Here is a 24,065-nt window from a genome sequence, read left to right as displayed (position 1 = left end):
ACATATTTCCCGATAGAAGGATGTCGTTATGAAAAAGTTACTTTTAACCACAGTTTGTATGGCCACACTTACTTTGGCTGCGTGCGAAAAAAAAGGAACTGAGCCAGCCGTTGAACAAACGACGTCTGCATCTGAAGCGACCTCAACCGAAGCAACCACTATCGTTGCTAATCATAGCAATAACAATATTGCCGATATTCAAGCCGATTTGTTAGCCGTACAAACGCTATCGAATGCCAAAGCTCAAGAAGCCGCCGCGTTTCAAAAAGAAGTGAGTGCAACCTTAGAGAAAAAGGATCCCGCTCAAATTAAAAGTATAGTTGAAAAAACAGAAACCTATGTGAAGCAATTTAATGATGAATTAGATGCCTTAACCTTAAAAAGTGCTGAAGTAGATGCTTTACGTGAAAAAATGCAGGACGCCAATGATCTGGGTGTAGAGCTCACCAAAGAAAGTACAAAAACAACACCAGATAGCGCGAAAATCACTAAACTTCAAAACAAAGCGACTGAATTGCAGAAATCGATCATTGCTGACGTAACGGCTTTGGAAGCGAAAGTCAAAGCAGCTCCAGCGTCTTAATGACCTCCCTACCCTTTAAAGCAAGCCTCGGCTTGCTTTTTTGTTGCGATCAATCCACAAATGGGCGTGACTTTGTCGAACGCTTCCAACACAATAAAACGCTTCCAACACAATAAAATGCACATCGTATAAGGACACGCAAATGAGCACTTCGATTTATAACATTCCTGTCAAATCCATTCAGGGCGAAGACATCAACTTAAACCAATACCAAGGTAAAGTTCTCTTGGTGGTGAATGTGGCATCTAAATGTGGCCTCACACCGCAGTACGAAGGTTTAGAAAAACTCTATCAAGACAAAAAATCACAGGGTTTAGAGATTCTAGGTTTTCCTGCCAACAATTTCTTGGCACAAGAACCGGGTTCAGATGCTGAAATTCAAGAATTCTGCTCTTTAAACTATCAAGTAGATTTCCCGCTTTTTTCAAAAATCTCGGTTGCAGGGGATGATAAGCATCCGTTATATGAAACGCTCACCCAAGCGGTACCTGAACGTATCGGTGAAGGCCCTTGGTGGAAAGACTTGGTGGACTATGGTTTAACACCGAACGAACCACCTGAAGTGCTGTGGAACTTCGAGAAATTCTTAATCAATAAAAATGGCGAAGTGGTTGCGCGTTTTGCACCGGACATTACGGCCAATGATCCGCGTATTGTCGATGCTATCAATGCTGAATTGGCCAAATAAGCCTGAAGCTGTTTATAAGCAGTCGAATTTAACGGCTGCTTATATTTTATTTTTTTAAATGAGTAATGACATTCGAATCGGTTCGATCTTCATGATTTCTTCTTTATTTTGATCATTTTACAACACTTCATTCACGATCAATCAAACACTTCACTCTATGATGCATCTATCCGCTCAAGACAACCCGAAGTGAAGCTCATGAATACATTTATAAAAGCAGCAGTTTTATCTATCTCAACCGCATTGATTGCCCTTCCTGCACTAGCAGCACCACAAGAACAACATCAGCAACATCAAACCGCGCAGTCACATGGACATGCGCAAAAGCATACTTCAAATGGACATCAACAGCCGACTCAAACCACTGTCAAAAAAGCCAACCATCCATCTCAAGATTGGAAAGCCGGTCAAAAACTCCCAAGCGCTTACCATAGCAATGTCTATAAAGTAGATCACCAAAAATACAAAAAACTCAGCAAACCCGGTAAAAACCAACAGTGGATTAAAGTGAATGGCGACTATGTACTGACAGACATTCGCAATCATTCCATTATTAAAATCATTGCTGGTTAAACTGCTGTAAATGAAGAGTGCTCAGGCACTCTTTTTATTTTAAAAAGTTTTGTTATGACTTTGAAACCCAGCATTTTATCTACACATTTTGCCCTTATATTAAAAAACACATAGCCCAATACTGATTTGATGATGAAAAAACTTTTACAAAACTTGGTTCTTCCTTTTGCACTGTTTAGTTCAGGCATCCTACTCATTGGCTGTGAGCAAGCAACAGAGCCGAATCAGCAAGACATCCAGACTGAGACCTCTGAGCAACACCAATCACCGAATACACAAAGCCCTGAAAAAGCTGAACTGAAAAGTGGCAACATGCTCTATATCGTGCGTGATGTGGCAGATATGCAATTAAAAGCAGGTGAATACGTCACTCAGCTGCAAGAAACCCAAAGTGACTTGCAGGCCGCAATTGAACAGCATGATCAACAACAGTTGCAACACGCAGCAACAGCTTTGCAACAACAGCTCACAGGTTTCAATAATGCCTTGAATGGACTGAATCTTAAAACCCAAGAAATCAATGATATCCGTGAAAAATTACTGTCTGCCAACCAACAAGTTTTAGCTTCACCTTTTTTAAATGGACAGGTGGATTTTAGCCAAGTCGACTTTAAAAAGATGCAACAGCAAATGGGCACGATCCAATCTGAAATGTTGAAACTGGCTTCAATGATGATTCCTCAGCAAGCTGAGAATGATAGTTCAAACACAAACCAATCTTAAAACATGTAAATATTGGTGCTTTCAGCAATAGAGTAAGAGAAAATGACTGCAACCATTTTCTCCTAATTTGATTGAGGCACGATTTCTCACATGCAGCTGATTATTTTTATGGGCATCCAAGCTTCGGGAAAATCGAGCTATTATCTGTTGAATTTGGCACATAGCCATTTGCGCATCAACCTAGACATGTTGAAAACACGGCATCGTGAAAAAATCATTTTTGAAGCAGGACTGGCCTCAAAAACCAAAATGGTGATTGATAATACCAACCCTACGTTAGCCGATCGGGCCCGTTATATTACCAGTGCTCAAGCCGCAGGCTTTGAAATTGTTGGCTACCTCTTTGAGACTGAGCTTAAAGGTGCACTGGAACGCAACCGCCTACGTGAAGGCAAAGCCCGCATTCCTGAAGTCGGAATCAGAGCCACCGCTCAAAAATTTGAACCTCCACACTATGCTGAAGGCTTTGATGCACTGTATAAAGTTCGTATTATCGGGCAAGGTGAATTTTCAATTTTACCCATACCGATTTGAAGCTTTAATGAAAAAACATTAACTATTTCTCATTTTTAAGCTACCATGTACAAATAAGAAACACAGAAAAACATTTTTATAATGAAAAAAGTCATTCTTGTGATCGCCTGTTTAGCAATCATCGTCTTTGGCGGGATGCACTTTTTAATGCCTGAAAAAACCACGCCACACTTAACCCAGTTTTTTTCTAAAGAGCATAAAGAAGTTCAACGTATTCAGGACTGGCTCAAATACAAACAACAGCAGCAGTTACTTTTGGTCGATGTTGTAAGCCCTGTCAGCCCCAAACAACAAGGTGCTTATGCTGAATACATCAAACAAAAAATTGAGTTCAACCAGCAAAATATTCAGCGCCTGCAGCTCAGCCGCTATCAAAGCAAAGCGTTTAAAGAGCTACAACAGCTCGAAATTCATGCGCTAGAACAATGGAATAACTTATTTCAAACGCATATTGTAGATGCCTTCATTGAACAGCAACATTTCACTGAAATTCCAGCCGAAGAATACCAACAATTTGATGCTGAAGCGCGCTATGCCTTACAAAAGCAAGAAGTTTTGGTTCTCGAACACTTACAACAATTGCTGCAACACAACAGCCCATATCTGTCTGACATCGATCATAGCCTACTCAGCGATTGGCTTTATTACCAACTGATGGAACATGAAATTCATCCCGTTATCTCTGAATGGTTGGAAGTCGAAACAGATATGCCTGATCGAAGCCGTCAAGATGCAATGCAAGACCTGAGACTATATAAGCGGTTTAACCCCAATACCGATGAATATAAGTACATCATGTCACTCGAAACACAGCTTTGGCATGCCGAACACCCATCTTCAAATTTGCTTGCACAGCCGTCCAATACCATGTCCAATTCAGATATCGAAATCGATCCAGAGATTGTGATTCCTGAAGATAAACCTCAAGTTGAGCAAATCAAAAAGTTGATTGAGACTCAACACAATAGCGTTAGCCGCATGATGTTCAGCCAATTGCGTCAAAGCTTTTTGCAATAAATTTAAAATAATGCTTTGAGCTCACACCTCATCAAAACGAAGACTGTTCCTGAGTTTTGCTCTGTGCTAACCATTCTTTAAAAGCCTTTTGCATGGCGTGACGCTCATATGGCTTGGCTAAACGTGCTTCCATCATTGAAAAATCACCCTTATAAGCTGCGTCAATCATGGCTTTGGTCAGCTCCTGAATACTCGCGCGACCCCGATGTTCATATTGTAATATTTCTTCTGAAGTCAGTACCAAGTCCCAACACGACACCACTGAGCTCATGTCGACTGCAATACTCAGATAATAATGCTCAAAATCTTGGTAAAGTTCCCAAAAGTGGGATTCATGCGCAATCAGGTTCATCTTCATCTTCGCTTACAGAGAAGCTTTCAAAATATAACTTCTGTTGAATAAAAGATATGCAACTTTAGATAGCTATGTCCTTGCTTAACGAAATATATCAAGCATAGGAGCATTGATTCAGATGAATTTTAAAAATTGTGTATTCAAAATATTCTACAAGCCAGCGTACAGTTAAAAGACGAAGCACTATCATGCAAAACAAAGATTGCATGTATGCAGCAGACCAATCCAGTCCATTTGAACAATGACAACTAAGAAACCAACAAACTCATCATGAAATAAGCAATTGACGCATTTTTATCAACAGACATAAAAAAAGCCACCTTTCGGTGGCTTTTTTTAATCTCAAACCGTCTCTTATTGAGCGCGGTTTTTGATTTTGCGGATGGTTTCCAACTGAGCAGCAGTTTCTGCGAGAGCAGCCAAAGCAGCAGCCGAGTCCAAATCGCTCTTTTGATTTGCAAGCAATTGTTCAGCGTGTTTACGCGCTTCAAGAATTGCTGCTTCATCTAAGTTTTCTGCACGGACTGCAGTATCTGCAAGAACCGTAACAACATGCGGTTGAACTTCTAGAACACCACCAGATACATAGATTAACTCTTCTGTACCGTTTTCAAGCAGAACACGGATTGTACCCGGCTTGAGTAAAGTTACTAGTGGCGCGTGACCAGGCATAATACCTAATTCACCACCAGCACCTTTAGCAATTAGCATCGTTACAGCGCCAGAGTACAAAGACTCTTGAACACTTACAACATCACACTGCATAGTCGACATGAGAATCTCCTAAATTAGGTAACTAATTAAAGTTTCTCAGCTTTAGCAATTACTTCATCAATACCACCAACCATATAGAACGCTTGTTCTGGAATGTGGTCATATTCACCAGCTAAAAGACCTTTAAAGCCACGAATCGTTTCTTTAAGCGGTACAAGTTTACCAGGAGCACCAGTAAACACTTCAGCTACGTGGAACGGTTGAGAGAAGAAACGTTGGATTTTACGCGCACGGTAAACAGTCAACTTATCTTCTTCTGCAAGTTCGTCCATACCAAGAATCGCGATGATGTCTTTCAATTCTTTATAACGTTGAAGAACGTTTTGAACTGAACGAGCGATCTCGTAATGCTCAGCACCCACTACAAGTGGATCTAACTGACGTGAAGTTGAGTCAAGTGGATCGATCGCTGGGTAAATACCAGAAGATGCGATGTCACGGCTCAATACTACAGTTGCATCTAAGTGAGCAAACGTAGTTGCAGGCGATGGATCTGTTAAGTCATCGGCAGGTACATATACCGCTTGGATTGACGTAATCGAACCAGACTTAGTCGATGTAATACGTTCTTGAAGAACACCCATCTCTTCTGCAAGTGTCGGTTGGTAACCTACTGCAGATGGCATACGACCTAGAAGTGCTGATACTTCAGTACCTGCTAGTGTATAACGGTAGATGTTGTCTACGAACAATAATACGTCACGGCCTTTGCCGTTTTCGTCTTTCTCGTCACGGAAGTACTCAGCCATGGTCAAACCAGTCAACGCTACGCGTAAACGGTTACCCGGTGGCTCGTTCATCTGACCGTAGACCATTGCTACTTTGTCTAGAACGTTTGAGTCTTTCATCTCGTGATAGAAGTCGTTACCTTCACGAGTACGCTCACCAACACCAGCGAACACAGATAAACCTGAGTGCGCTTTAGCGATGTTGTTGATCAACTCCATCATGTTTACAGTTTTACCAACACCGGCACCACCGAACAGACCAACTTTACCACCTTTAGCGAACGGGCATAGTAAGTCGATGACTTTAATACCAGTTTCTAAAAGGTCAGTAGAAGCTGCTTGCTCAGCATAAGAAGGTGCTTGACGGTGAATCGGTAAACGCGCTTCTGTCGCAACTGGACCAGCTTCGTCGATTGGGCGACCAAGAACGTCCATGATACGACCCAAAGTCGCTGTACCCACTGGTACAGAGATTGGAGCGTTAGTATTCGTTACGTTCAAACCACGCTTAAGGCCTTCAGTAGAACCCATTGCAATAGTACGAACTACGCCATCACCAAGTTGTTGCTGAACTTCTAATGTAGTTTCAGTGCCATCAACGTGGAGAGCGTCATAGATCTTAGGAACGCTGTTACGTTCAAACTCGACGTCGATAACCGCGCCGATGATCTGAATGATACGACCGCTACTCATTGCTGTCTCCTCAATTCAAAATAATGTTAAACGGCAGCGGCACCACCAACGATCTCAGAAATTTCCTGAGTAATCGCGGCTTGACGCAGCTTGTTATAAATAAGTTGTAGGCTCTTGATCAAATCACCTGCGTTGTCCGTTGCAGCTTTCATTGCAACCATACGAGCTGACTGCTCACACGCGATGTTTTCGATCACGCCTTGATATACCACAGACTCGATATAACGAACCAATAAGCCATTTAAAAGCTCTTCAGCTTCAGGCTCATAGATATAATCCCAACCGTATTGACGGTTAAGGGTCTTGTTTTCTTCAGCAGTTGCTAAAGGAACAAGTTGTTCGATTTTTTGATTTTGAGTCATGGCATTGACAAAGCCGTTTGACACAAGATAAATACGATCTAACTCGCCTTTATCAAACGCGTCTAACATCACCTGTACAGAACCAGATAACTGTTCAAGGCTTGGTGTATCACCGACATTTGTCGTAGCACCCAGCACTTTACCGCCGTAGTTTTTAAAAAACGAAACCGCTTTTTGACCAATTAAAGCAAATTGAACTTCAATTGACTGCTCTTGTTGCTGTTGTACGTGTTTAACCACTTTTTTGAACAAGTTAATGTTCAAACCACCAGCAAGGCCACGATCTGAAGACACAATGATATAGCCAACGCGCTTCACAGGGCGTTCAACCATATAACGGTGTTTGTATTCAGGATTCGCTTGAACCAAGTGAGCAATTACACGGTGCATATTTTCGGCATACGGACGGCCTTGAGCCATGCGCTCTTGCGCACGACGCATCTTAGAAGCTGCTACCATCTGCATCGCGCGAGTAATTTTCTGCGTGCTTTTGATACTAGCTACTTTGGCGCGAATTTCTTTTAAATTTGCCATACGCTTAACCTAGTATTCGAAGGCCCTTTCGAGCCCTCGAAGGTTGATCCGTGAACCAAACCAAAACTAAATCCAACTGAAGTTGAAATTAGTAAGTTTGAGTCGCTTTAAAGCTTTCAATACCTGCTTTGATTGCAGCTTCGATGTCTTTGTTGTAATCACCAGTTTCATCGATGTTTTGCATTAACGCAGCATTTTCTGAACGGAAGTAAGAGATTAACGCAGCATCAAAGTCTACGATTTTCTTCACTTCAACGTCAGCCATGTAGCCTTCGTTAGATGCATAAATTGAAACAGCTTGGTCAGCAATTGAATATGGAGCATATTGTTTTTGCTTCATTAATTCAGTTACACGTTGACCATGTTCAAGTTGCTTACGAGTCGCTTCATCAAGGTCAGAAGCGAACTGAGCAAACGCTGCCAATTCACGGTATTGCGCCAAAGCAGTACGGATACCACCAGACAATTTTTTGATGATCTTAGTCTGCGCTGAACCACCAACACGAGATACAGAGATACCCGCGTTCACAGCAGGACGAATACCTGCGTTGAATAATGATGTTTCAAGGAAGATCTGACCGTCAGTGATCGAAATTACGTTCGTTGGTACGAATGCAGATACGTCACCCGCTTGAGTTTCAATGATTGGTAATGCAGTTAATGAACCAGTTTGGCCTTTAACTTCACCATTCGTGAATTTCTCAACATAGTCAGCAGAAACGCGCGAAGCACGCTCAAGAAGACGAGAGTGAAGATAGAATACGTCACCTGGATACGCTTCACGACCTGGTGGACGACGTAATAACAATGAAATTTGACGGTAAGCAACAGCTTGCTTAGACAAATCATCATAAATGATTAGTGCATCTTCACCGCGGTCACGGAAGTATTCACCCATTGTACAGCCAGAGTATGGAGCCAAGTACAACATTGCTGCTGGATCGGCTGCAGCTGCTGCTACAACAGTGGTATACGCCATAGCGCCAGTTTCTTCTAGCTTGCGCACAACGTTAGCAATAGTCGATTGTTTTTGACCAATAGCTACGTATACACATTTAATGCCAGAGTTTTTCTGAGCGATGATCGCATCGATCGCCATCGCTGTTTTACCAGTTTGACGGTCACCAATGATCAACTCACGCTGACCACGGCCTACAGGGATCATTGTATCTACTGATTTATAACCAGTTTGTACAGGTTGATCCACTGATTGACGCCAAATTACGCCTGGTGCTACTTTTTCAACAGCATCAGTTAATTTTGCATCAATTGGGCCTTTACCATCAATTGGGTTACCCAAAGCATCTACTACACGGCCTAAAAGTTCTGGACCAACCGGAACTTCTAATACACGACCTGTGCAACGCGCTTTTTGACCTTCTTGAAGGCTTAAGTAGTTACCTAAAACAACGACGCCCACTGAATCCTGTTCTAGGTTCAGTGCCATACCGTATAAGCCGCCGTCGAATTCGATCATTTCACCGTACATTGCATCAGCAAGGCCGTGAATACGCACAATACCGTCGGAAACCATAACAATGGTCCCTTCGTTTTTAGCGGTCGCGCTGGTGTCCAGATCGCCGATACGCTGTTTAATGAGCGCACTGATCTCGGATGGATTCAGTTGTTGCATTGCGCTATACCTCAATCTTTTTAAAGTTCAGTCTTCATATGCAATTAAGCAAGAAGACGAGTCCGCATTTTTTCTAGCTTGTTAAGCGCAGAATCATCTATCACTTGGTCGCCTGCACGAATAACAACACCAGCAATAAGCTCTGGTTTAACTTCTACAGAAACATTTACCGCAGCTTCGAATTTTTTCTCTAAAGCATGTGCAAGTAGTTGTTCTTGTACAGAAGTCAATGGGAATGCAGATTCAATCACTACATCCACAGTATTGTTATTCTGTGATTTGAGCTGCTCGTATTCAGCAGAAATTTCAGGAAGAAGCGCCAAACGGTTGTTTTCAGCAAGCAATGTCAAAAAGTTTGACACTGCTGCAGTTTGGTCTTCGCCTAATACTTTTGCAAAAAGACTTACCTGCTCAGCAGGAGTAAGCTCAGGGCGAGTTAAGAAAGCTGAAAATGCTTCGTCTTGCACAGCAGCACTGAGCAAGTTCAATGCAGATGACCAAGAGTCAGTTGCATTTTGCTCAGAAGCGTAAGCAAATGCTGCTTTAGCGTACGGGCGTGCCAACGTCAAGAGTTCAGCCATAATCCGCCTCTCTTAAAGTTTAGCAGCCAGCTGAGTCAGCATGGCATTGTGAGCTTCAGCATCAACTTTTTGGCTAAGAATTTTCTCAGCACCTGTTACTGCAAGATCAGCAACTTGTTGACGTAATTCTTCACGAGCAGAATTGATTTCTGTATCAACAGCTTCTTTTGCTTGTTGACGAATACGCTCACCTTCAGCTGACGCTTGAGTACGAGCTTCTTCTACCAATTGTGCACCGCGACGGTTCGCTTGTTCGATCAATTGAGCCGCTTGCGCTTTCGCTGCATCTAATTCAGCTTTCACTTGAGCTTGCGCATCCGCAAGATCAGCTTTTGCTTTTTCAGCAGCGTTTAAGCCATCAGCGATTTTACGCTGACGCTCACTAATCGCATTGATTAGTGGTGGCCATACAAATTTCATGCAGAATGCGACAAACATCGCAAATGCAATCGCTTGGCCAATCAATGTGAGGTTGATATTCATTGCTATTCCTCAATAGTTTAATTTAGGAATTAAGCTGATTAACCTACAAATGGATTAGCAAAGATGAAGAACAAGCCAATACCAACACCGATCATAGGCACAGCATCAAGAAGACCCGCGATTAAGAACATACGAGTTTGAAGTTGTGGAGCCAATTCTGGTTGACGTGCAACAGCTTCAAGGAAGCGACCGCCTAAAAGACCAAAACCAATCGCAGTACCTAAAGCACCAAAAGCGATCAAGATAGCAGATGCAATTGCAACTAGACCTAAAGTGAGTTCCATGATAATTCCTCAGAGGTTAGGTTTATACCAAATTAAATTAAAAAATTGTGCGCCCAACCATCCAGTGATAGTTGGGCATTACCATTAATGCTTTTCGCTTGCCATGCTCAAGTATACGATAGTCAGCATCATAAAGATGAATGCTTGTAGCGTGATAACAAGAATGTGGAAGATCGCCCAAGGCACAGACAACGCCCATTGGATCCAGAACGGTAATAATGCGATAAGGATGAAGATTAACTCACCTGCATACATGTTACCGAAAAGTCGCAGAGCCAATGAAACTGGACGTGCAAGGAATGTTACTAATTCAAGAATTAAGTTCACTGGAATCAATAACGCTTTTGCAACTGGGTTACTTGGGTTAAATGGGTTAAGTGCTAATTCGCCAACGAAACCACCAATCCCCTTTTCGCGAATACTGTAGAACAAGATCAATACAAATACAGATAAAGACATACCTAGGGTAATGTTTGGATCTGTAGAAGGTACAACCTTGAAGTAAACGTGATGAGGATCCATACCAAATACACTTGCACCAATCAGTTGAGCTGTATACGGAATAAAGTCAACTGGGATTAAGTCCATTGCGTTCATGAGGAAAATCCACACGAAAATGGTCAATGCAAGTGGCGCAATTAAGCGTGATTTGCCATGGAAAGTGTCGCGAACACTTGAGTCCACAAACTCAATGATCATTTCAATTGCAGACTGGAACTTGGTTGGAACACCAGAGTTTGCAGCTTTCGCTACACACCAGAACAACAAACAGAAAATCACACCAAGAGTGATAGACCAACCCATTGAATCCAAGTGAATAGCAGTGAACCCCATCTGTTGAGCTTCTTCAGCAGTCTCAGCCAACTTCCATGAACCGTCTGGCATTTTGCCATAAGTCATATTCGTCAAGTGATGCTTGATATACTCGGTCGAAGTAAGGGCATGTTCTTCAGCAGCCATAAATCACACCTGGTCAATGTCAAATACAAATAGAGAGAACGAACATCGCGTGCTGCTTGATATCTCGTTCATCTCCTAAAAAACTTTTCAATTTTTTGTAGTGCTTATTAAACTCGTTTTTGTTGACGCGACACCCAAAATGGAGCAACCCACGTCATGGTTTGAACGAGCATAAAACCACAAAACAACGCCACCGCTGACAACGGTTTGACATTGCTTAAAATTAAAATGAAACCAACAATCACAATTGCAAACTTACCCATCATACCTTTATACATGTTCGCAAGAACTTGTTTAGAAGCGCGAGCTCCTGCTGCTCGAAACGACTGCCATGAAAAATAGCAAGTCGCAAGCCAACACACGAGCGCACCTAATGCTGCACTCAGGGCTGCAGTTGAGTCTTTTACGACCCAGCCGATCAAGGCTGAAACAGGAATCATACATGCTTGTAAGAGGACTAAAGCTTTCGCTAATCGTCGGTCAATCAAGCGACTAGTTCGGCTCATTATTTATTCACTCACAACAATCATGCTTGACAAGTTTAGCTGATGATTATTTTTAATCGCAGGCATTATAGAGTTACACCCCTGAACATGCAATCTTTTCCCGACCTAAGTCGAGTTTTTTTCTATGTTTAAATTGCTTTTAAACTAATCAATTATTGTTTAATTTTTGCGTCACTTTCGCGCATTTAGCACACATTTATGCACATGATCGGCCAATTGCTTCCACGCGCTGACAAAATCCCCCGCCCCAGTCATGCTTTCATCAACCGCTTGGAAAACCAATGGGTTCAACTTTTGATATTGTGCTTGACTGGCATGCACTTCGGCCAAAAGGCACATCTTTGAATAAGGGCGGCTGTCATTTAAGTATTTGATTTGCGCAACCGTAGGGGCAATATGTGGGTCATCTGTCAAGGCGCCTGCAAAGCGTAAGTTTAAAGGTCGCTCAATGTATTGATAGGCATCATGAAAAGACCAATACGGCCGAGCTTGGGTACTTTGACTATATATAGCTGAAGCTTGCAACATTTTCTGAGCAAAGAGTTTGGCATTGTTCCAGTAGCGCTCCTTATACTCAGGCATCTGCTGTGAACGCAGGCCTGCAATAAAGAAACCAATGCGTACCGCATTGTTTGGGTCAAGCCAAACATGGGTATCGATGGTATTTTTTAAGGCATCACCACGGGTATTTCGTAGTGGTAAAGCATTGATAATGCCTGAATCTAAAATAGAAACTGCTTTATCATTGGGGGTCAGGAGTTTATCCAGCGGTGCTTCATGTGCTCGTCCCAACCAAATAACCAAGCCTGCATCCTGAATAATTTTACGATGCATTGGGGTCAAACTCACATCATGTCCAGATTGATCGGCCAATAATAAGGTTGGTTTTTCAATGCCTTTCGTCACTTCCTGTGCAATCAAGTAAATCGGCTGTGTAGAGACAACCAAGTCTTGCGTCCAAGCAACACTACTAAACAGCGCAAACGCAAAAAAAGCCAAGAAACGGGACATGGGGAGCAATCACTAGAAATACAATTAGTGTTATAATATAACAAATCGACAAAAATACCTATGCCTAATCGAAACTCTCTGCGCTTCATGTTAAGATTTAATGTCGTTTTTCTTTTATAAATTTTGCACTTGAGGTTTGTTATGAGCGCTTGTTCTCACGAACACCACCATGCTTTACATGATGTGCATGGTCATCACAACGTTGAGACGCGTTTGGCTGAAGCAGAAGTCTTGTGCGCAACAACTGGTGCGCGCCTAACCCCCTTAAGAAAAGAAGTCTTGGCACTGATCCTGAATGCGACAGGCCCGATGGGTGCGTATGACTTGTTGGCTAAAATTAAAAGCAATGCCGATCGCCCTGCTGCCCCACCGACGGTGTACCGCACCCTAGACTTTTTATTAGAAAAGGGCCTCATTCACCGCCTCACCTCGATTAATGCCTATATTCCGTGTTGCCATCCCCGCGAAGGCCATCAAGCCGCCTTTCTCATTTGTACTGATTGCAAATCAGTGACAGAGGCCTCTGCTCAAGGATTATTACAACAACTCGATGCACTTTCCGCAGCCGATGGTTTTACGGCACAACATAGCATTATCGAAATTTCAGGAATTTGTCAGCAGTGTCGCCACAAATAAGCCTCGATCCTGTTCTGGTCGAACTCTCCCAAATTAGTGTTCGTATCGATGAACGCGAGATTTTAAAGCATGTCGATTTTGTCTTACATGAACGGGAAATTGTGACCCTGATTGGCCCAAATGGTGCAGGGAAATCCACGCTTATTAAAGTGTTGTTGGGTATTGTGCACCCTAATGCTGGCGACATTAAAACAACAAAGCCACTCAAGTTTTCTTATGTACCCCAAAAGTTTAATCCCTCACATAGCCTACCGCTTAGGGTGAAAGACCTTTTGGCTTTGGAAAAATGCGATCCTGTAATCAAGCAAGAAATTATCCACGATACTGGGATCAGCAAACTTAAAAATTCTAAAGTACAGCAGCTTTCAGGTGGAGAACGACAACGCGTTTTACTGGCCCGTGCGCTGTTACGTCAACCCGATATTTTGGTTCTCGATGAACCGATGCAGGGCTTAGACATTCAGTCTGAGGCTGAGCTGTACGACTATGTGCGCAGTTTACCCGCCAAATATGGTTGTGCTGTGCTCATGGTTTCACATGATTTGCAGTGGGTCATGCAAGGAACTCATCGTGTGGTGTGTTTGAATAAACACATTTGTTGTAGCGGCCTGCCTGAAAACGTGCAACAACACCCTGAGTATCAAGCTATTTTTGGTACCAACCGCGTGTTCTATCAACATCATCATGATCACTGTGCACATGGTGATAGTGCAATGCCTTGTCAGCATGACGCTCGCCCACACATTCACCCCGAACCGGAAGCTTAAGTCATGATGGAATGGTTACAACTGCTGTTGCCTGCATGGATTATGGGCACGCTTCTGGTCTTTTTAACTGCGCCACTGGGCTGTTTGATGCTATGGCGCCGCATGTCATTCTTTGCCGATACCATGGCGCATGGCACGTTACTGGGTGTCGCGATTGCAGGAGCAATGGCATTGCCTCTGTGGATGGGTGTGGCTTTTATTGCGGGGTTGTTGGTGGCGATCCTTTGGGTTTTGCATGATCCACGGTTACCGAATGACGCCTTACTCGCACTCTGTTCTGCGACCTTGCTCTGCTCGGGTCTGATGTTTATTCAACATATTCCAAGTTTAAGACCTGAGCTACTCAGCTATTTATTTGGTGATTTGCTCACGATCACATGGGCAGACCTGCCCGTTTTTGCCACTGTTATTGTTGTTGCATTGGCAGTGCTTTATAAAAGTTGGCAAGCTCAAATTCAAATCGCGATCGATCCTGATATGGCCGTCAGTGAAGGTGTCAGTGCGAAATGGCAACGTTTGATTTTTATGTTGCTACTGGCTTTATTTACCATTTTAGCACTTCGTGCAGTGGGTTCTTTACTGATGGGTGCCTTGCTTGTCATTCCAGCACTTACCGCTCGACTGCTTGCCCACTCTCCAAAACAAATGGTGATTTGGGCCTTTGTGATTGCGCAAATTGGGGTGACGGTTGGTTTATGGTCCAGTGCAGGACTGAATACCTCTACAGGACTCAGCATTGTTTTAACCATGTCGATTTTGTTTGCGTTGATTTTTATCGCGCAGAAGTTTAAAAAACTGACATAACTAAATGAGCCATAAACGTTATTTTATCAGCGCATGCCTACTCGGACAAAAAGTTCGTTATGACGGCAAAGACTCCTTAGTCTCTCAGTTAGTTGAAGCCTTGCTCGATAAAAATTATGTCAGCTTATGTCCTGAAGTCAGTGCAGGACTTCCAACCCCGCGTCCCGCAGCAGAAATTCGCCACGGGTCAGGTGCTGATGTTTTATTAGGCCGCGCACAGATTTTTTCATCAGATGGTCATCAGATTAGCGAGGTCTTTATTCAAGGTGCTTACAAAGCTTTAGCGTTAGCGCAAGCCAATCACGTTACCCATGCTGTGCTCAAAGCCAATAGCCCATCTTGTGGCAGTGATGGCATCTATGATGGCTCATTTACTAGGCAAAAAATTGTAGGGGAAGGAATCACTGCCGCCCTATTTCGTCAGCACGGTATACATGTGGTTACCGAACAACAGTTTTTAGTAGAATTGACGCAGACTAAACTTACTGATGAACCAAACTAAGCAGTCCCGCCGCACAACTGAATAATACTGCGAAAGTACGATTGAGATATTTTTGCTGTCGCGGTGATGTTAAGAGTTTTAAAACTTTCGCTGCTAACCCCGTATATCCTGCCATCACAATCAAATCAATCGTGACCATCGTGACGGCCATCACCGCATATTGACTCCACTGCGGTTTAGACAAATCCAAAAATTGCGGTAAAACAGCCAATAAAAATACGATTGCTTTGGGATTGCTCATATTGATCAAAAAGCCATACATCACCAATTTAGAGCGCGATTTATTCGGTTGTTCTTGTTGAATTTCAATCGATTGGATGGGTGCCATCCATTGTAAATAAGCCAAATACAATAAATAAGCCACACCAAACCACTTCACAGCCCAAAATGCCCAAGGCGTTGTCGCAAAGAGCACCCCTACCCCAGCCGCCACAATACCGATTTGTACCAACAAGGCGAGTTGTAAACCCAGCGCATTCCAATAACCATGCCGAAAACCATAGTTAAGGCCACTCGACATTGACGCAATGGCCCCTGCCCCTGGAGAAATACTAATGATCCAACATGCGAGTACAAAGCCAAGCCAAATTTGAAATGACATAGTGGTATTGAGAAAAAATGACCTTTAGATTATATGATCTTTCATGCTTTTAGGGTTTATTATTCATCAATGAATTTATCACTTAAGGCTATGAAGCAGAAACTGCATAAGGCACAATAAGTACAGCCAATAGAAATAACAATTTTTTTAGGAGCCATGAATGACCGCCCAATCTGTAATTCTACCATTACCTTCAGATCATGCCCGTTTTATTGTTTTACGTTTAAAAGATTTAAGTATTGAAGAACTTAAAGAAAAATTAGAATATTTATTTTCAACTCGTGATCGTCTTATTACCCAACATCCACATGCGCAAATTAAAACAGCGGTTGCTTTTGGCCCTGAACTTTGGGCACAACTTCATCCTACAGCGCCTGTAGGGTTTAAACAGCTAGAGCCCATTTATGGCTCTTTCAATATGCCTGTTTCACCTGCGGATGTTTTAATTCATATTGCGTCTCAGCGTACCGATATTTGTTTTGCCCTTAGCCAATCCTTCTTTGAAGGCATCCAAGATAAAGTTGATGTTTTAGATGAACGAGTCTGTTTCCGCAATTTTGATGGTCGAGATTTGACTGGTTTTATTGATGGTACTGAAAACCCGCAGTTTCCTGATGATCGTGCTGCAACGACCTTATTAAGTGAAGATGCAGGAGTATTCGCAGATGGCTCTTTTATCTTTGCACAGCGCTATTGTCATGATTTGGAAAAGTGGAAAAAATTAAAAGTTGATGCTCAAGAGCAAGTCTTTGGAAGGACAAAACTTGAAAGTATTGAACTAGATGATGACGTTAAGCCTGAAAATTCTCACGTTGCACGTGTCGTGGTTGAAGATGATGAAGGCCAAGAAATGGAAATCCTACGTCACTCGCTTCCTTATGGCGATGGTAAAGGTGAGCAAGGTTTATTTTTTATTGCCTATACGAAAGATTTAAACATTATTGATGCGATGTTACTGCGTATGTTCGGCACCAGTGGTGATGGAATCCATGATCGTATGCTTCATTTTGTGGCTCCTGTGGACGGTGCTTATTATTTTGCGCCGAGCGAGGAATTGCTGGAAGCAGTGTTGCAAGGGTGATTTTTAAATGCTTAACTATAGTAAGGGTCTACTGTAGTTAAGCTAATCTTTTACAATTCGGCTTTCCATACGCTATTTTTCATCAACTTCCCATCTTTAATATGTAATGCAATATTATATTGAGCAGCCCCACCACTACTTAATGAGTTGATTATGTATAAATCATTGTTTTTCTGATAAATCTGAAAATCAGCAAGTTCATTCTTACTACTGAGCCCATCTTTTGGAAAAAAATAATTTTCCAATTGATCTGAATTAATAATAATTTTTTGATCTTGGATCTTAACTACAATTCTGTTCAACTGAAGAAAATTTACAGTAGGGAGGTCACCATCCGTACCATAAAAAGCCTTCCCTTTATACAAACTATATAACTCGCTCCCCTTTAGGCTTTTGGAATAATTTTTTGAATTCAAATCCGCATCCTTCGATGAGATCTCAACTGTATATAAAGAATTCCTATATAAAGCAGTTTTAACATCATATTTTTTTAATTTTATTTTGCTATAACCATCAAATCTATTAATTCTATTATTATAAATATAACCATTCACACCAGACGATGAGTTAATAAAACAAAAATTATTCACAATATCATCCACACATGAAACTATTTCTCCATTCTTCTGTTTAGATATAACCTTAGAACTCAAATCTGCCGATTCACGAACATTAACATAGCCATCTTTATCTTGAATCAATCCAAAATCAGCATAAATACAACTACTAATCGTCATTAAAAAAGGGAAAAATATGTAATTCATTTTATTTTTTCTCATTTAGGGTAAGTTCCTTTTTTATCGCGAATGTATTTAATTTTTATATTAGGATATTGACGCTGAAAGTTTATGATTTTTTCTGCCAAATTTTCAACATCCTTATTCTGCGCACGAGTACAACCCATTGTAACGCGCCAGCCCTGCTTTTCAGCGTAAGGATCTTTTAAGCCAGAACCTCCTCCATGAACCCAACGAGCCCTTGTATCAGTACTACGAATTTTTGTAGTTCCATATGCTGCCCCCAATTGACTTGTCCTAGTACCACCAGAAATAATTGTATAAAATCCAGTGAACGTCCCATCGGCATTACTTTTAGCTTTACTAGACACTCTACTTCCTGATTTGAAGCTAAAAAGCTTGTTACCTAAATGATCATAGAAAACAGTATATCCTTCTTTGGGCTCTTCAAATGGGCCATAATCCATATCTTGAAATGTATAAATAACAGCCATCCCATCAGATATTTTCACTTTCACATCCTTTGTATTCCCATTCAATTGCGTTTTATTTTTATCAATTTTTGGAGGCTCTTTTACCTTTTGATTATTAACCGCTTCTTTTGCTACTGGAGTACTCAACTCAATCATATTATTAAATTGTTGAGCACTGTTACTAATACTACCCGTCGGCTTCGCTGTGTGATTTTTCGAAAACTCAAGAATATCTAAATTTAAATTACCTAAACCAATATTGTTAAAAATTTGGTTTAAAGCACTATTAGATGGTTTGTGCCTCAAGTATTTATTTATCTTTAGCTTCTTCCCAACTGCAATATTATTTATGTTACTTATCTTATTATCTTTTGCTATTTTCTCTATAGTAGTGCCGAATTTTTTAGCAATTCCTGCTAAGGTGTCACCCGATTTCACACTATAGCTTTCACTCACACCAAAAAATAGAACCTGACCAACCTTTATCTTGTTCTTATCTTGAATATTATTATCTTCTATAATTCTATTTACAGTTGTAGCATTAGATTTAGCAATTTTTTCTAGAGTATCCCCTTTTTTTACAACGTATCCTGCTGTAGAACTAGTATGTATTAAATCTTTGTAATTATCAGGAAGTATAATAGTAATTATTTCATCACCAATTCTTGAAAGTATAGATTTAGACTCTCCTTTTGAATTTGTTTTCCCAAAAATAACATTTATTTCTGTTTCATTACCCCTATCCATTGATAAATGTGAAGGCTTTTCATTACTCGAATTTTTAACAGTTGCCAAAATATAATTTTTATTCTCAACATCTGAACCATTATTATCCGTTAGCTTAATTTTGGTTTCTACCTTTTGCTTCAGTAGAGCTGTTAATAATACTAATTTCTGTTTGAAAATTCTTTCATACGCTCTAATTGCATCCTTCCTCCATTTGAAATTATATGCTCGCTGCTTACCACGATCATCATTATAATATCCCGGACCATCATGATGAAGCATATATATTAATTGCCAGTACTTCTCATCACTAGGCTTAAACCCCCAATTAATAGCCAGCTCTTTATTAAATAAAAATGCAACCAAAACACCATATGATCCGATAGTTGCATCAAAAACATTGTTTCCTCTCATATCAATGTCTACACCAATCAGCTCTTTAGCTCTTTTTCTAAATGCATTTGCTGTATCCTTTGTATATTGTGCAAGTCCTGCGGCACTGGTGGTTCCAGCCGCTGCATCTGGATTAAAGCCAGATTCTGCTAAACAAATTAATAAAGTATAAGCCGTTTCCTTATAATCAAGGTTATACCTCGAACATAGCGAAATAATAATGTCGACTATATTCTTAAAGTTAGCCTCTTCAATATCACCATATATTCTAGAATTTCCTTTATTTTTTTTATTGGTTGGTATAGGAATACTGATCAAAGAGTAATCTACAATTTGCTCATCTGTATAAGCATAACCTTTTTTTGGACGCAATATCTCATATATATTAGACATTATTCTTTCCCATAAACTGCATTAGCAGATATAACTTTTATTCTTTTTATTTTCATATTATCTATAATTTTTTTAGCGTCTTTTTTTGGAGTAATAACTCCATTTAAATTTAAAACAACTGGTTTTCTAAATTCATTAACCTCTTCAACAGTCATTGCATTGACGTTATTTGAGATACCTTGATTTATGAGAACAAAACTATTTCCTTCATGCTCTATACATGAAAAACTAATAGGGCTTAAATACCCTTCTTCTAAGATTATTTTTTCCTTATTATTTATTTTATCTATTATTGGTAAGTTAATTACGGTTTTTTCATCAATTAACAATTTACTACTTTTACATTGTCTAACGATTCCTCCACTACCTCTATCAACAAGTCCCTCCTCAGAATCATAACAACTCGAAAGAATTTTAATTCTTTTCTTTCCACATTTTATTTCTTTTGATTCATATTCTTTATAATTTAAACTCCCCCCATCTGATAAATCAGAAGAGTTACACCCATAAACCACTATAGATATCAAGAAAATAACCAAAAAATTATTCTTCATTTATTTCACCATTATCTTCATCAATTAGCGGAAAATCTATATGATTAAGCTGTTCATACTCATACGTTGTTTGTGGTTGGAACCAAATGTCTTGGGTTACTTCTTCAATAATTTCCAAATTCAAATCTTCATCACTTGATGAGGAATATCCAGTTACTGTCATACCATTATCGTCTGTCACTCCTAAAATTTTTTGTCCAGATGGTAAGATTAATTTATATTTTTGTCCTTTTACTGGATTATTTTGCTGATCCCTAACAACAAAATTTCCATAAAACATACTTGGTAATTCAGGAACCTCATAAGATACTTTTGCCCCACCCACAAAGCTATGCTGACCCGCCTTACTTTCAAACTTTCCACCTGTTGTCGTAAAAATCCCATCCCCATTAATTTTGAGCTGTGAACCACCAGCAGTCAGTACAATTTCCTTCGGACTGGTTATTTCTATTTTATCTTCAGTTGAAATCAGCTTAATCACCTTACGCGCAATCGCTTCTATCGCATCATCTTGCGCCTGTAATTCAACTTTTCCTTTTGCAGCAAACGCCTTTAGCCCTTTTTGTGCAGCAAATAAGCTCACCTTATCCTGTGCATGCGCAATAATATTCTTCTGGGCACTTAAGTTAATGGACCCCTGTGCGCTTTCAGCGATGTCTTGCGAAGCCTGTAAAACAATATCTTCAGGCGTCGTTAAGGCAATACCATTGGGGGAAGCCAACAGCATTAAAGCCTGACGAAAGATTTTCGCTTGAGCTTGTTTCTGAGTATCCTGCGTTTGCTCTGCCTCTTGAGCATATGTCTCCATAAAACCTTGCATGGAGCCCAATGCCTGCATGGGATGAACATTCAGTTTGCTGCCTTTATTAAAGCTTCCACAAGCACTGGTCAGGTCAAAGTCTTTCATCTCGACATTAGCAATCACTTTGCCTACATCTTTTAAAGCGGCGAATGGATCCGCATTCAATTTTTCTTTCACGCCTTGCAACTGACTTTTCAAAGCATCTGTGCCATGTTCTTCGAGGTTATCAATAAAGGCTTTTAAATTTTCTATTGAAGCCTCTGCATCCCGAAAATAATCTTTAAATTCATTGATCAAATTGTCTGTGTCTTGACCAAATTTTTGAATATCCTCAATAAAGCCACCACACGTTTTTAATGCCGAAATCGGATCCTGACTGACTGCGGTTTTAAATAAACCAACGGTTGCTTGGAGTGCTTGATTGGCCCCTTTTAACTCTAGAGACTGAATCAATTTAGGCAAACGATTAACCACATTCAGTGCATCAGTCTGTTGTTTAACAGCCAAAGTACTCAGCATGTACATACTGTCATGACCTTGCTGTAAGATAGACTGGGCTTCTGACGCAGCCAAATGATCTGCGACCGCCTGATCCTGTGCATAGGTACTAATCAAGAGGCCTTTGCCTGCACGCATGGCCCCCCATTGATCCGTTCTTAACTCAAACCCCTCACCACGCCCGTCACTATTTTCAGTTGCTTTTGGATGACTGAGGTTACCGAGATTGAGTTGACTCGCTCCATGACTGCTGTGTAGCTGCACACTAATTTGCCCTGTCGTATCATCAAAACGCAATTGGTTAAAGCCTTGCCCTGCAACCTCTTGTGAACGAATCCCACTGAGTTTTTTTGTCGCAGGTAATGTCCCTTTCACATCAAACATGGTTTGGTGGCGCTCGGCTTCATGAATTCGCCCTACGACAAAGGGTCGATCGACATCCCCCTCAAAAAAGTCGATGACCACAATTTCTCCAACACGCGGATGAAAACGTGCGCCATACCCCTCACCCGCCCATGGGGTCAATACATCGACCCAAGCCGAGTCCGTGTCATTGTCATTTGCACCCGCACCACCATCATGAGCATGGTCATCACTACGCGTAAACATAAAGCGAACTTTAATCCGTCCCCAAGCATCCACATAAATTTCTTCCCCTTCAGGCCCGACGACTTTGGCCCGTAAAGGATGGGCTGCTGGACGGTGTATCCACGCTTGATATTCAGGAACAATTTTGACCTCACGACGTACGACAAAGAGTTCATTGGCTTGTCGTTCCTCACTCAGACCTTGCCAGCGACTTTCTTTTAGTAATAAATTGATTTGCTGTAATAACTCTTTGGGTAAATTATTTTGGTTATAAAAAACTTTGCCTAAAATGAGAAATTCACGCTCTGCGGACACATGCTGGTCTATTTCAGGATGATCCACCATTTCAAACCAATAACCAACTTGTGCATCTCGAACGCTACTTTTTGCTGTGAAATATTTGGCCTGAAGCTCGTGATATTGGCTCAGTTGTTGGTTGAGACGATCTAGTTGACTGCTATTGGCAGACGTGGCCTGATCCTCACCTTGTAGATCAGCCGTCCATGCTGGACTGACACACCAGACTTGTTCCAGACCCAAACTTTCATTGTCTTGTTGATCACTGTGCTGATGTGCACTCAATACAGCCTGACTCTGATCTTGAGCTAAATGTTGCGCTTGCCAACGCTGCGCCTGTACCGTGGTGGATTGTAAGTGACGTTCAGCAATAAAACTGGTGATGCTATCAAAAGGCTCAGTGGCATGGCTGCGGTGGAAACGAATCGTACGGCGGCCCAGTGCTGTAAAAGCTTGATTATCATCAATCAAACGAAGTTGCTGTGACTGAATCGGTTCGGATGAACTGAGCACCATCGGAGCTTGTTCATCAATCAACCAATTAATCCCTTCACTCCGCCATAGTCGAGTGAGAAACTCAGCGTCGGTTTCATTAGACTGCATGACAAAGGGTCGTACATCATAATCACGACTCAAACCCTCTAAGTTCAGGCTTAAGCTGGCTGCAAATAGCGTGCTGTGACATTGCCATTCGCTAAACAGAATTTCAGTAATTTCACGAACACTTTTGCTCATAAACACACGACTGTTTCTGCGCTTATGCCACAGCGCTGTTGCATCTTCAATCGTCAGTTTATAAACAGTTAACGCGCCATCACTTTGCCCCTGACTGGCACTGGTAATCACCCCCGTCAGACGAGAAAGCTGCCCCACATCCGTGACCTGATCAACCGCGACTCGCCCACCAATGAACTGTTTTAAAGGCAAATAAGCATTGGTCGATAAACATAGGATTTCAGCTTTTAGGCCCTGATTAATGCGATGTTCACCCTCAATCCGCTGAATAAACACCTGTGTGTTCAAAGCCGGATTGGAAAAATGAATATGCAGAGCACGTTTTTGCGAGCCAAACCCAAAGGATTCCAGCATTTTATAAATAGAATTGAACATGATCATTATGAAGTTATTGGTTTTTATACTTGTGCGCGGAGTGTACAAAATGTCTTTTTTTTAATCTAGTAAAATAATGTT

27 protein-coding genes are annotated in these 24,065 nt (G+C 41.2%); 11 read left to right on the top strand and 16 right to left on the bottom strand.

The features are described 5' to 3' along the window. The first annotated feature begins 28 nt into the window (after positions 1 to 28). The 6 genes from F946_RS14885 (at position 29) to F946_RS14860 (ending at position 4,118) form a co-directional block, all read left to right on the top strand. Positions 29 to 583 (top strand): hypothetical protein, encoded by a 555-nt coding sequence (locus tag F946_RS14885; RefSeq protein ID WP_004984049.1) that lies wholly within the window; start codon positions 29 to 31, stop codon positions 581 to 583. 142 nt (positions 584 to 725) lie between these two features. After that, positions 726 to 1,271, top strand: coding sequence for a glutathione peroxidase (locus F946_RS14880; RefSeq protein ID WP_004984048.1), 546 nt, complete (start codon positions 726 to 728; stop codon positions 1,269 to 1,271). Between the two features lie 198 nt (positions 1,272 to 1,469). Beyond that, the gene (locus tag F946_RS14875; RefSeq protein WP_004984047.1) at positions 1,470 to 1,844 is read left to right on the top strand and encodes an RcnB family protein; all 375 of its coding nucleotides are present in this window, start codon (positions 1,470 to 1,472) and stop codon (positions 1,842 to 1,844) included. 132 nt (positions 1,845 to 1,976) lie between these two features. Then, entirely contained in the window at positions 1,977 to 2,567 is a 591-nt protein-coding gene (locus tag F946_RS14870; RefSeq protein ID WP_035327189.1) for a hypothetical protein, read from the top strand. Positions 2,568 to 2,657: 90 nt separating this feature from the next. Next, complete coding sequence (locus tag F946_RS14865) at positions 2,658 to 3,101, top strand: AAA family ATPase (protein ID WP_004984045.1); 444 nt, start codon at positions 2,658 to 2,660, stop codon at positions 3,099 to 3,101. An 81-nt stretch (positions 3,102 to 3,182) separates the two neighbouring features. Further along, complete coding sequence (locus F946_RS14860; protein ID WP_004984043.1) at positions 3,183 to 4,118, top strand: hypothetical protein; 936 nt, start codon at positions 3,183 to 3,185, stop codon at positions 4,116 to 4,118. A 31-nt stretch (positions 4,119 to 4,149) separates the two neighbouring features. On the opposite strand, the gene F946_RS14855 is transcribed toward F946_RS14860, so the two are convergent. The 11 genes from F946_RS14855 to F946_RS14805 form a co-directional block, all read right to left on the bottom strand. Next, the gene (locus F946_RS14855; RefSeq protein ID WP_035327186.1) at positions 4,150 to 4,470 is read right to left on the bottom strand and encodes a hypothetical protein; all 321 of its coding nucleotides are present in this window, start codon (positions 4,468 to 4,470) and stop codon (positions 4,150 to 4,152) included. A 357-nt stretch (positions 4,471 to 4,827) separates the two neighbouring features. Beyond that, complete coding sequence (locus F946_RS14850; RefSeq protein WP_004684427.1) at positions 4,828 to 5,247, bottom strand: F0F1 ATP synthase subunit epsilon; 420 nt, start codon at positions 5,245 to 5,247, stop codon at positions 4,828 to 4,830. A 26-nt stretch (positions 5,248 to 5,273) separates the two neighbouring features. Next, positions 5,274 to 6,668, bottom strand: coding sequence for a F0F1 ATP synthase subunit beta (atpD, locus tag F946_RS14845; protein ID WP_004684425.1), 1,395 nt, complete (start codon positions 6,666 to 6,668; stop codon positions 5,274 to 5,276). A 26-nt stretch (positions 6,669 to 6,694) separates the two neighbouring features. Then, positions 6,695 to 7,564, bottom strand: a complete 870-nt coding sequence (gene atpG, locus F946_RS14840; RefSeq protein ID WP_004984038.1) for a F0F1 ATP synthase subunit gamma — start codon at positions 7,562 to 7,564, stop codon at positions 6,695 to 6,697. Between the two features lie 88 nt (positions 7,565 to 7,652). Next, positions 7,653 to 9,197 carry a F0F1 ATP synthase subunit alpha gene (gene atpA / locus F946_RS14835; RefSeq protein ID WP_004684423.1) on the bottom strand — a complete coding sequence of 515 codons (1,545 nt, stop codon included), beginning with the start codon at positions 9,195 to 9,197 and terminating at the stop codon, positions 7,653 to 7,655. A gap of 44 nt (positions 9,198 to 9,241) precedes the next feature. Continuing rightward, complete coding sequence (locus tag F946_RS14830) at positions 9,242 to 9,778, bottom strand: F0F1 ATP synthase subunit delta (protein WP_004984037.1); 537 nt, start codon at positions 9,776 to 9,778, stop codon at positions 9,242 to 9,244. Between the two features lie 12 nt (positions 9,779 to 9,790). Continuing rightward, a complete protein-coding gene (locus F946_RS14825; protein WP_004684420.1) occupies positions 9,791 to 10,261 on the bottom strand; it encodes a F0F1 ATP synthase subunit B in 471 nt (156 codons plus the stop codon). A gap of 38 nt (positions 10,262 to 10,299) precedes the next feature. Next, a complete protein-coding gene (gene atpE / locus F946_RS14820) occupies positions 10,300 to 10,545 on the bottom strand; it encodes a F0F1 ATP synthase subunit C (protein ID WP_000424060.1) in 246 nt (81 codons plus the stop codon). Between the two features lie 84 nt (positions 10,546 to 10,629). Continuing rightward, positions 10,630 to 11,505 carry a F0F1 ATP synthase subunit A gene (gene atpB / locus F946_RS14815; RefSeq protein ID WP_004684418.1) on the bottom strand — a complete coding sequence of 292 codons (876 nt, stop codon included), beginning with the start codon at positions 11,503 to 11,505 and terminating at the stop codon, positions 10,630 to 10,632. A gap of 107 nt (positions 11,506 to 11,612) precedes the next feature. Further along, the gene (locus tag F946_RS14810) at positions 11,613 to 12,011 is read right to left on the bottom strand and encodes an ATP synthase subunit I (RefSeq protein WP_004684416.1); all 399 of its coding nucleotides are present in this window, start codon (positions 12,009 to 12,011) and stop codon (positions 11,613 to 11,615) included. Positions 12,012 to 12,182: 171 nt separating this feature from the next. Continuing rightward, positions 12,183 to 13,022 carry a metal ABC transporter solute-binding protein, Zn/Mn family gene (locus F946_RS14805; RefSeq protein WP_004984036.1) on the bottom strand — a complete coding sequence of 280 codons (840 nt, stop codon included), beginning with the start codon at positions 13,020 to 13,022 and terminating at the stop codon, positions 12,183 to 12,185. A 141-nt stretch (positions 13,023 to 13,163) separates the two neighbouring features. Here F946_RS14805 and F946_RS14800 point away from each other — a divergent pair, with 141 nt between their 5' ends. From F946_RS14800 to F946_RS14785, 4 genes are read left to right on the top strand one after another with little or no spacing between them, the layout of a single operon-like run. Next, a complete protein-coding gene (locus tag F946_RS14800; RefSeq protein ID WP_004984035.1) occupies positions 13,164 to 13,658 on the top strand; it encodes a transcriptional repressor in 495 nt (164 codons plus the stop codon). Beyond that, positions 13,643 to 14,425 carry a zinc ABC transporter ATP-binding protein ZnuC gene (znuC, locus tag F946_RS14795; protein ID WP_004984033.1) on the top strand — a complete coding sequence of 261 codons (783 nt, stop codon included), beginning with the start codon at positions 13,643 to 13,645 and terminating at the stop codon, positions 14,423 to 14,425. Before F946_RS14800 ends, znuC begins: the two co-directional genes overlap by 16 nt. 3 nt (positions 14,426 to 14,428) lie before the next feature. Then, on the top strand, positions 14,429 to 15,229 hold the full coding sequence (gene znuB / locus F946_RS14790; protein WP_004984031.1) for a zinc ABC transporter permease subunit ZnuB: 801 nt from the start codon (positions 14,429 to 14,431) through the stop codon (positions 15,227 to 15,229). Between the two features lie 4 nt (positions 15,230 to 15,233). After that, positions 15,234 to 15,731, top strand: a complete 498-nt coding sequence (locus F946_RS14785; protein ID WP_004984030.1) for a 2-thiouracil desulfurase family protein — start codon at positions 15,234 to 15,236, stop codon at positions 15,729 to 15,731. Here the strand turns inward: F946_RS14785 and F946_RS14780 are convergent. Beyond that, positions 15,712 to 16,332, bottom strand: coding sequence for a LysE family transporter (locus tag F946_RS14780; RefSeq protein ID WP_004984028.1), 621 nt, complete (start codon positions 16,330 to 16,332; stop codon positions 15,712 to 15,714). The two genes, F946_RS14785 and F946_RS14780, sit on opposite strands and share 20 nt — an antisense overlap. 160 nt (positions 16,333 to 16,492) lie before the next feature. Between F946_RS14780 and F946_RS14775 the strand changes: the two genes are divergently transcribed. After that, a complete protein-coding gene (locus F946_RS14775; RefSeq protein WP_004984026.1) occupies positions 16,493 to 17,413 on the top strand; it encodes a Dyp-type peroxidase in 921 nt (306 codons plus the stop codon). Between the two features lie 50 nt (positions 17,414 to 17,463). Here the strand turns inward: F946_RS14775 and F946_RS14770 are convergent, their stop codons facing one another. From F946_RS14770 to F946_RS14755, 4 genes are read right to left on the bottom strand one after another with little or no spacing between them, the layout of a single operon-like run. Further along, positions 17,464 to 18,192, bottom strand: a complete 729-nt coding sequence (locus tag F946_RS14770) for an SH3 domain-containing protein (RefSeq protein ID WP_004984024.1) — start codon at positions 18,190 to 18,192, stop codon at positions 17,464 to 17,466. Next, positions 18,189 to 20,135, bottom strand: coding sequence for a LysM peptidoglycan-binding domain-containing protein (locus tag F946_RS14765; protein WP_004984022.1), 1,947 nt, complete (start codon positions 20,133 to 20,135; stop codon positions 18,189 to 18,191). The genes F946_RS14770 and F946_RS14765 overlap by 4 nt, the downstream gene beginning before the upstream one ends. Continuing rightward, positions 20,135 to 20,689: a hypothetical protein gene (locus F946_RS14760; protein WP_004984019.1), complete on the bottom strand. Its 555-nt coding sequence runs from the start codon at positions 20,687 to 20,689 to the stop codon at positions 20,135 to 20,137. Before F946_RS14760 ends, F946_RS14765 begins: the two co-directional genes overlap by 1 nt. Then, positions 20,679 to 23,984: a type VI secretion system Vgr family protein gene (locus F946_RS14755; protein WP_080632303.1), complete on the bottom strand. Its 3,306-nt coding sequence runs from the start codon at positions 23,982 to 23,984 to the stop codon at positions 20,679 to 20,681. Before F946_RS14755 ends, F946_RS14760 begins: the two co-directional genes overlap by 11 nt. Between the last annotated feature and the right edge of the window lie 81 nt (positions 23,985 to 24,065).

It is taken from the genome of Acinetobacter johnsonii ANC 3681, from assembly GCF_000368805.1.
In the GTDB taxonomy this organism is placed as follows: domain Bacteria; phylum Pseudomonadota; class Gammaproteobacteria; order Pseudomonadales; family Moraxellaceae; genus Acinetobacter; species Acinetobacter johnsonii.
Note: the sequence above shows the minus strand (reverse complement) of the source record. Positions and strands in the feature narration are given on the sequence as shown.

Bases quoted from the DNA above. Each gene is read 5' to 3' on its own strand.
- F946_RS14885 (WP_004984049.1), top strand. From the start codon at position 29: ATGAAAAAGTTACTTTTAACCACAGTTTGTATGGCCACACTTACTTTG.
- F946_RS14880 (WP_004984048.1), top strand. From the start codon at position 726: ATGAGCACTTCGATTTATAACATTCCTGTCAAATCCATTCAGGGCGAA.
- F946_RS14875 (WP_004984047.1), top strand. From the start codon at position 1,470: ATGAATACATTTATAAAAGCAGCAGTTTTATCTATCTCAACCGCATTG.
- F946_RS14870 (WP_035327189.1), top strand. From the start codon at position 1,977: ATGAAAAAACTTTTACAAAACTTGGTTCTTCCTTTTGCACTGTTTAGT.
- F946_RS14865 (WP_004984045.1), top strand. From the start codon at position 2,658: ATGCAGCTGATTATTTTTATGGGCATCCAAGCTTCGGGAAAATCGAGC.
- F946_RS14860 (WP_004984043.1), top strand. From the start codon at position 3,183: ATGAAAAAAGTCATTCTTGTGATCGCCTGTTTAGCAATCATCGTCTTT.
- F946_RS14855 (WP_035327186.1), bottom strand. From the start codon at position 4,470: ATGAACCTGATTGCGCATGAATCCCACTTTTGGGAACTTTACCAAGAT.
- F946_RS14850 (WP_004684427.1), bottom strand. From the start codon at position 5,247: ATGTCGACTATGCAGTGTGATGTTGTAAGTGTTCAAGAGTCTTTGTAC.
- atpD (WP_004684425.1), bottom strand. From the start codon at position 6,668: ATGAGTAGCGGTCGTATCATTCAGATCATCGGCGCGGTTATCGACGTC.
- atpG (WP_004984038.1), bottom strand. From the start codon at position 7,564: ATGGCAAATTTAAAAGAAATTCGCGCCAAAGTAGCTAGTATCAAAAGC.
- atpA (WP_004684423.1), bottom strand. From the start codon at position 9,197: ATGCAACAACTGAATCCATCCGAGATCAGTGCGCTCATTAAACAGCGT.
- F946_RS14830 (WP_004984037.1), bottom strand. From the start codon at position 9,778: ATGGCTGAACTCTTGACGTTGGCACGCCCGTACGCTAAAGCAGCATTT.
- F946_RS14825 (WP_004684420.1), bottom strand. From the start codon at position 10,261: ATGAATATCAACCTCACATTGATTGGCCAAGCGATTGCATTTGCGATG.
- atpE (WP_000424060.1), bottom strand. From the start codon at position 10,545: ATGGAACTCACTTTAGGTCTAGTTGCAATTGCATCTGCTATCTTGATC.
- atpB (WP_004684418.1), bottom strand. From the start codon at position 11,505: ATGGCTGCTGAAGAACATGCCCTTACTTCGACCGAGTATATCAAGCAT.
- F946_RS14810 (WP_004684416.1), bottom strand. From the start codon at position 12,011: ATGAGCCGAACTAGTCGCTTGATTGACCGACGATTAGCGAAAGCTTTA.
- F946_RS14805 (WP_004984036.1), bottom strand. From the start codon at position 13,022: ATGTCCCGTTTCTTGGCTTTTTTTGCGTTTGCGCTGTTTAGTAGTGTT.
- F946_RS14800 (WP_004984035.1), top strand. From the start codon at position 13,164: ATGAGCGCTTGTTCTCACGAACACCACCATGCTTTACATGATGTGCAT.
- znuB (WP_004984031.1), top strand. From the start codon at position 14,429: ATGATGGAATGGTTACAACTGCTGTTGCCTGCATGGATTATGGGCACG.
- F946_RS14785 (WP_004984030.1), top strand. From the start codon at position 15,234: ATGAGCCATAAACGTTATTTTATCAGCGCATGCCTACTCGGACAAAAA.
- F946_RS14780 (WP_004984028.1), bottom strand. From the start codon at position 16,332: ATGTCATTTCAAATTTGGCTTGGCTTTGTACTCGCATGTTGGATCATT.
- F946_RS14775 (WP_004984026.1), top strand. From the start codon at position 16,493: ATGACCGCCCAATCTGTAATTCTACCATTACCTTCAGATCATGCCCGT.
- F946_RS14770 (WP_004984024.1), bottom strand. From the start codon at position 18,192: ATGAGAAAAAATAAAATGAATTACATATTTTTCCCTTTTTTAATGACG.
- F946_RS14765 (WP_004984022.1), bottom strand. From the start codon at position 20,135: ATGTCTAATATATATGAGATATTGCGTCCAAAAAAAGGTTATGCTTAT.
- F946_RS14760 (WP_004984019.1), bottom strand. From the start codon at position 20,689: ATGAAGAATAATTTTTTGGTTATTTTCTTGATATCTATAGTGGTTTAT.
- F946_RS14755 (WP_080632303.1), bottom strand. From the start codon at position 23,984: ATGTTCAATTCTATTTATAAAATGCTGGAATCCTTTGGGTTTGGCTCG.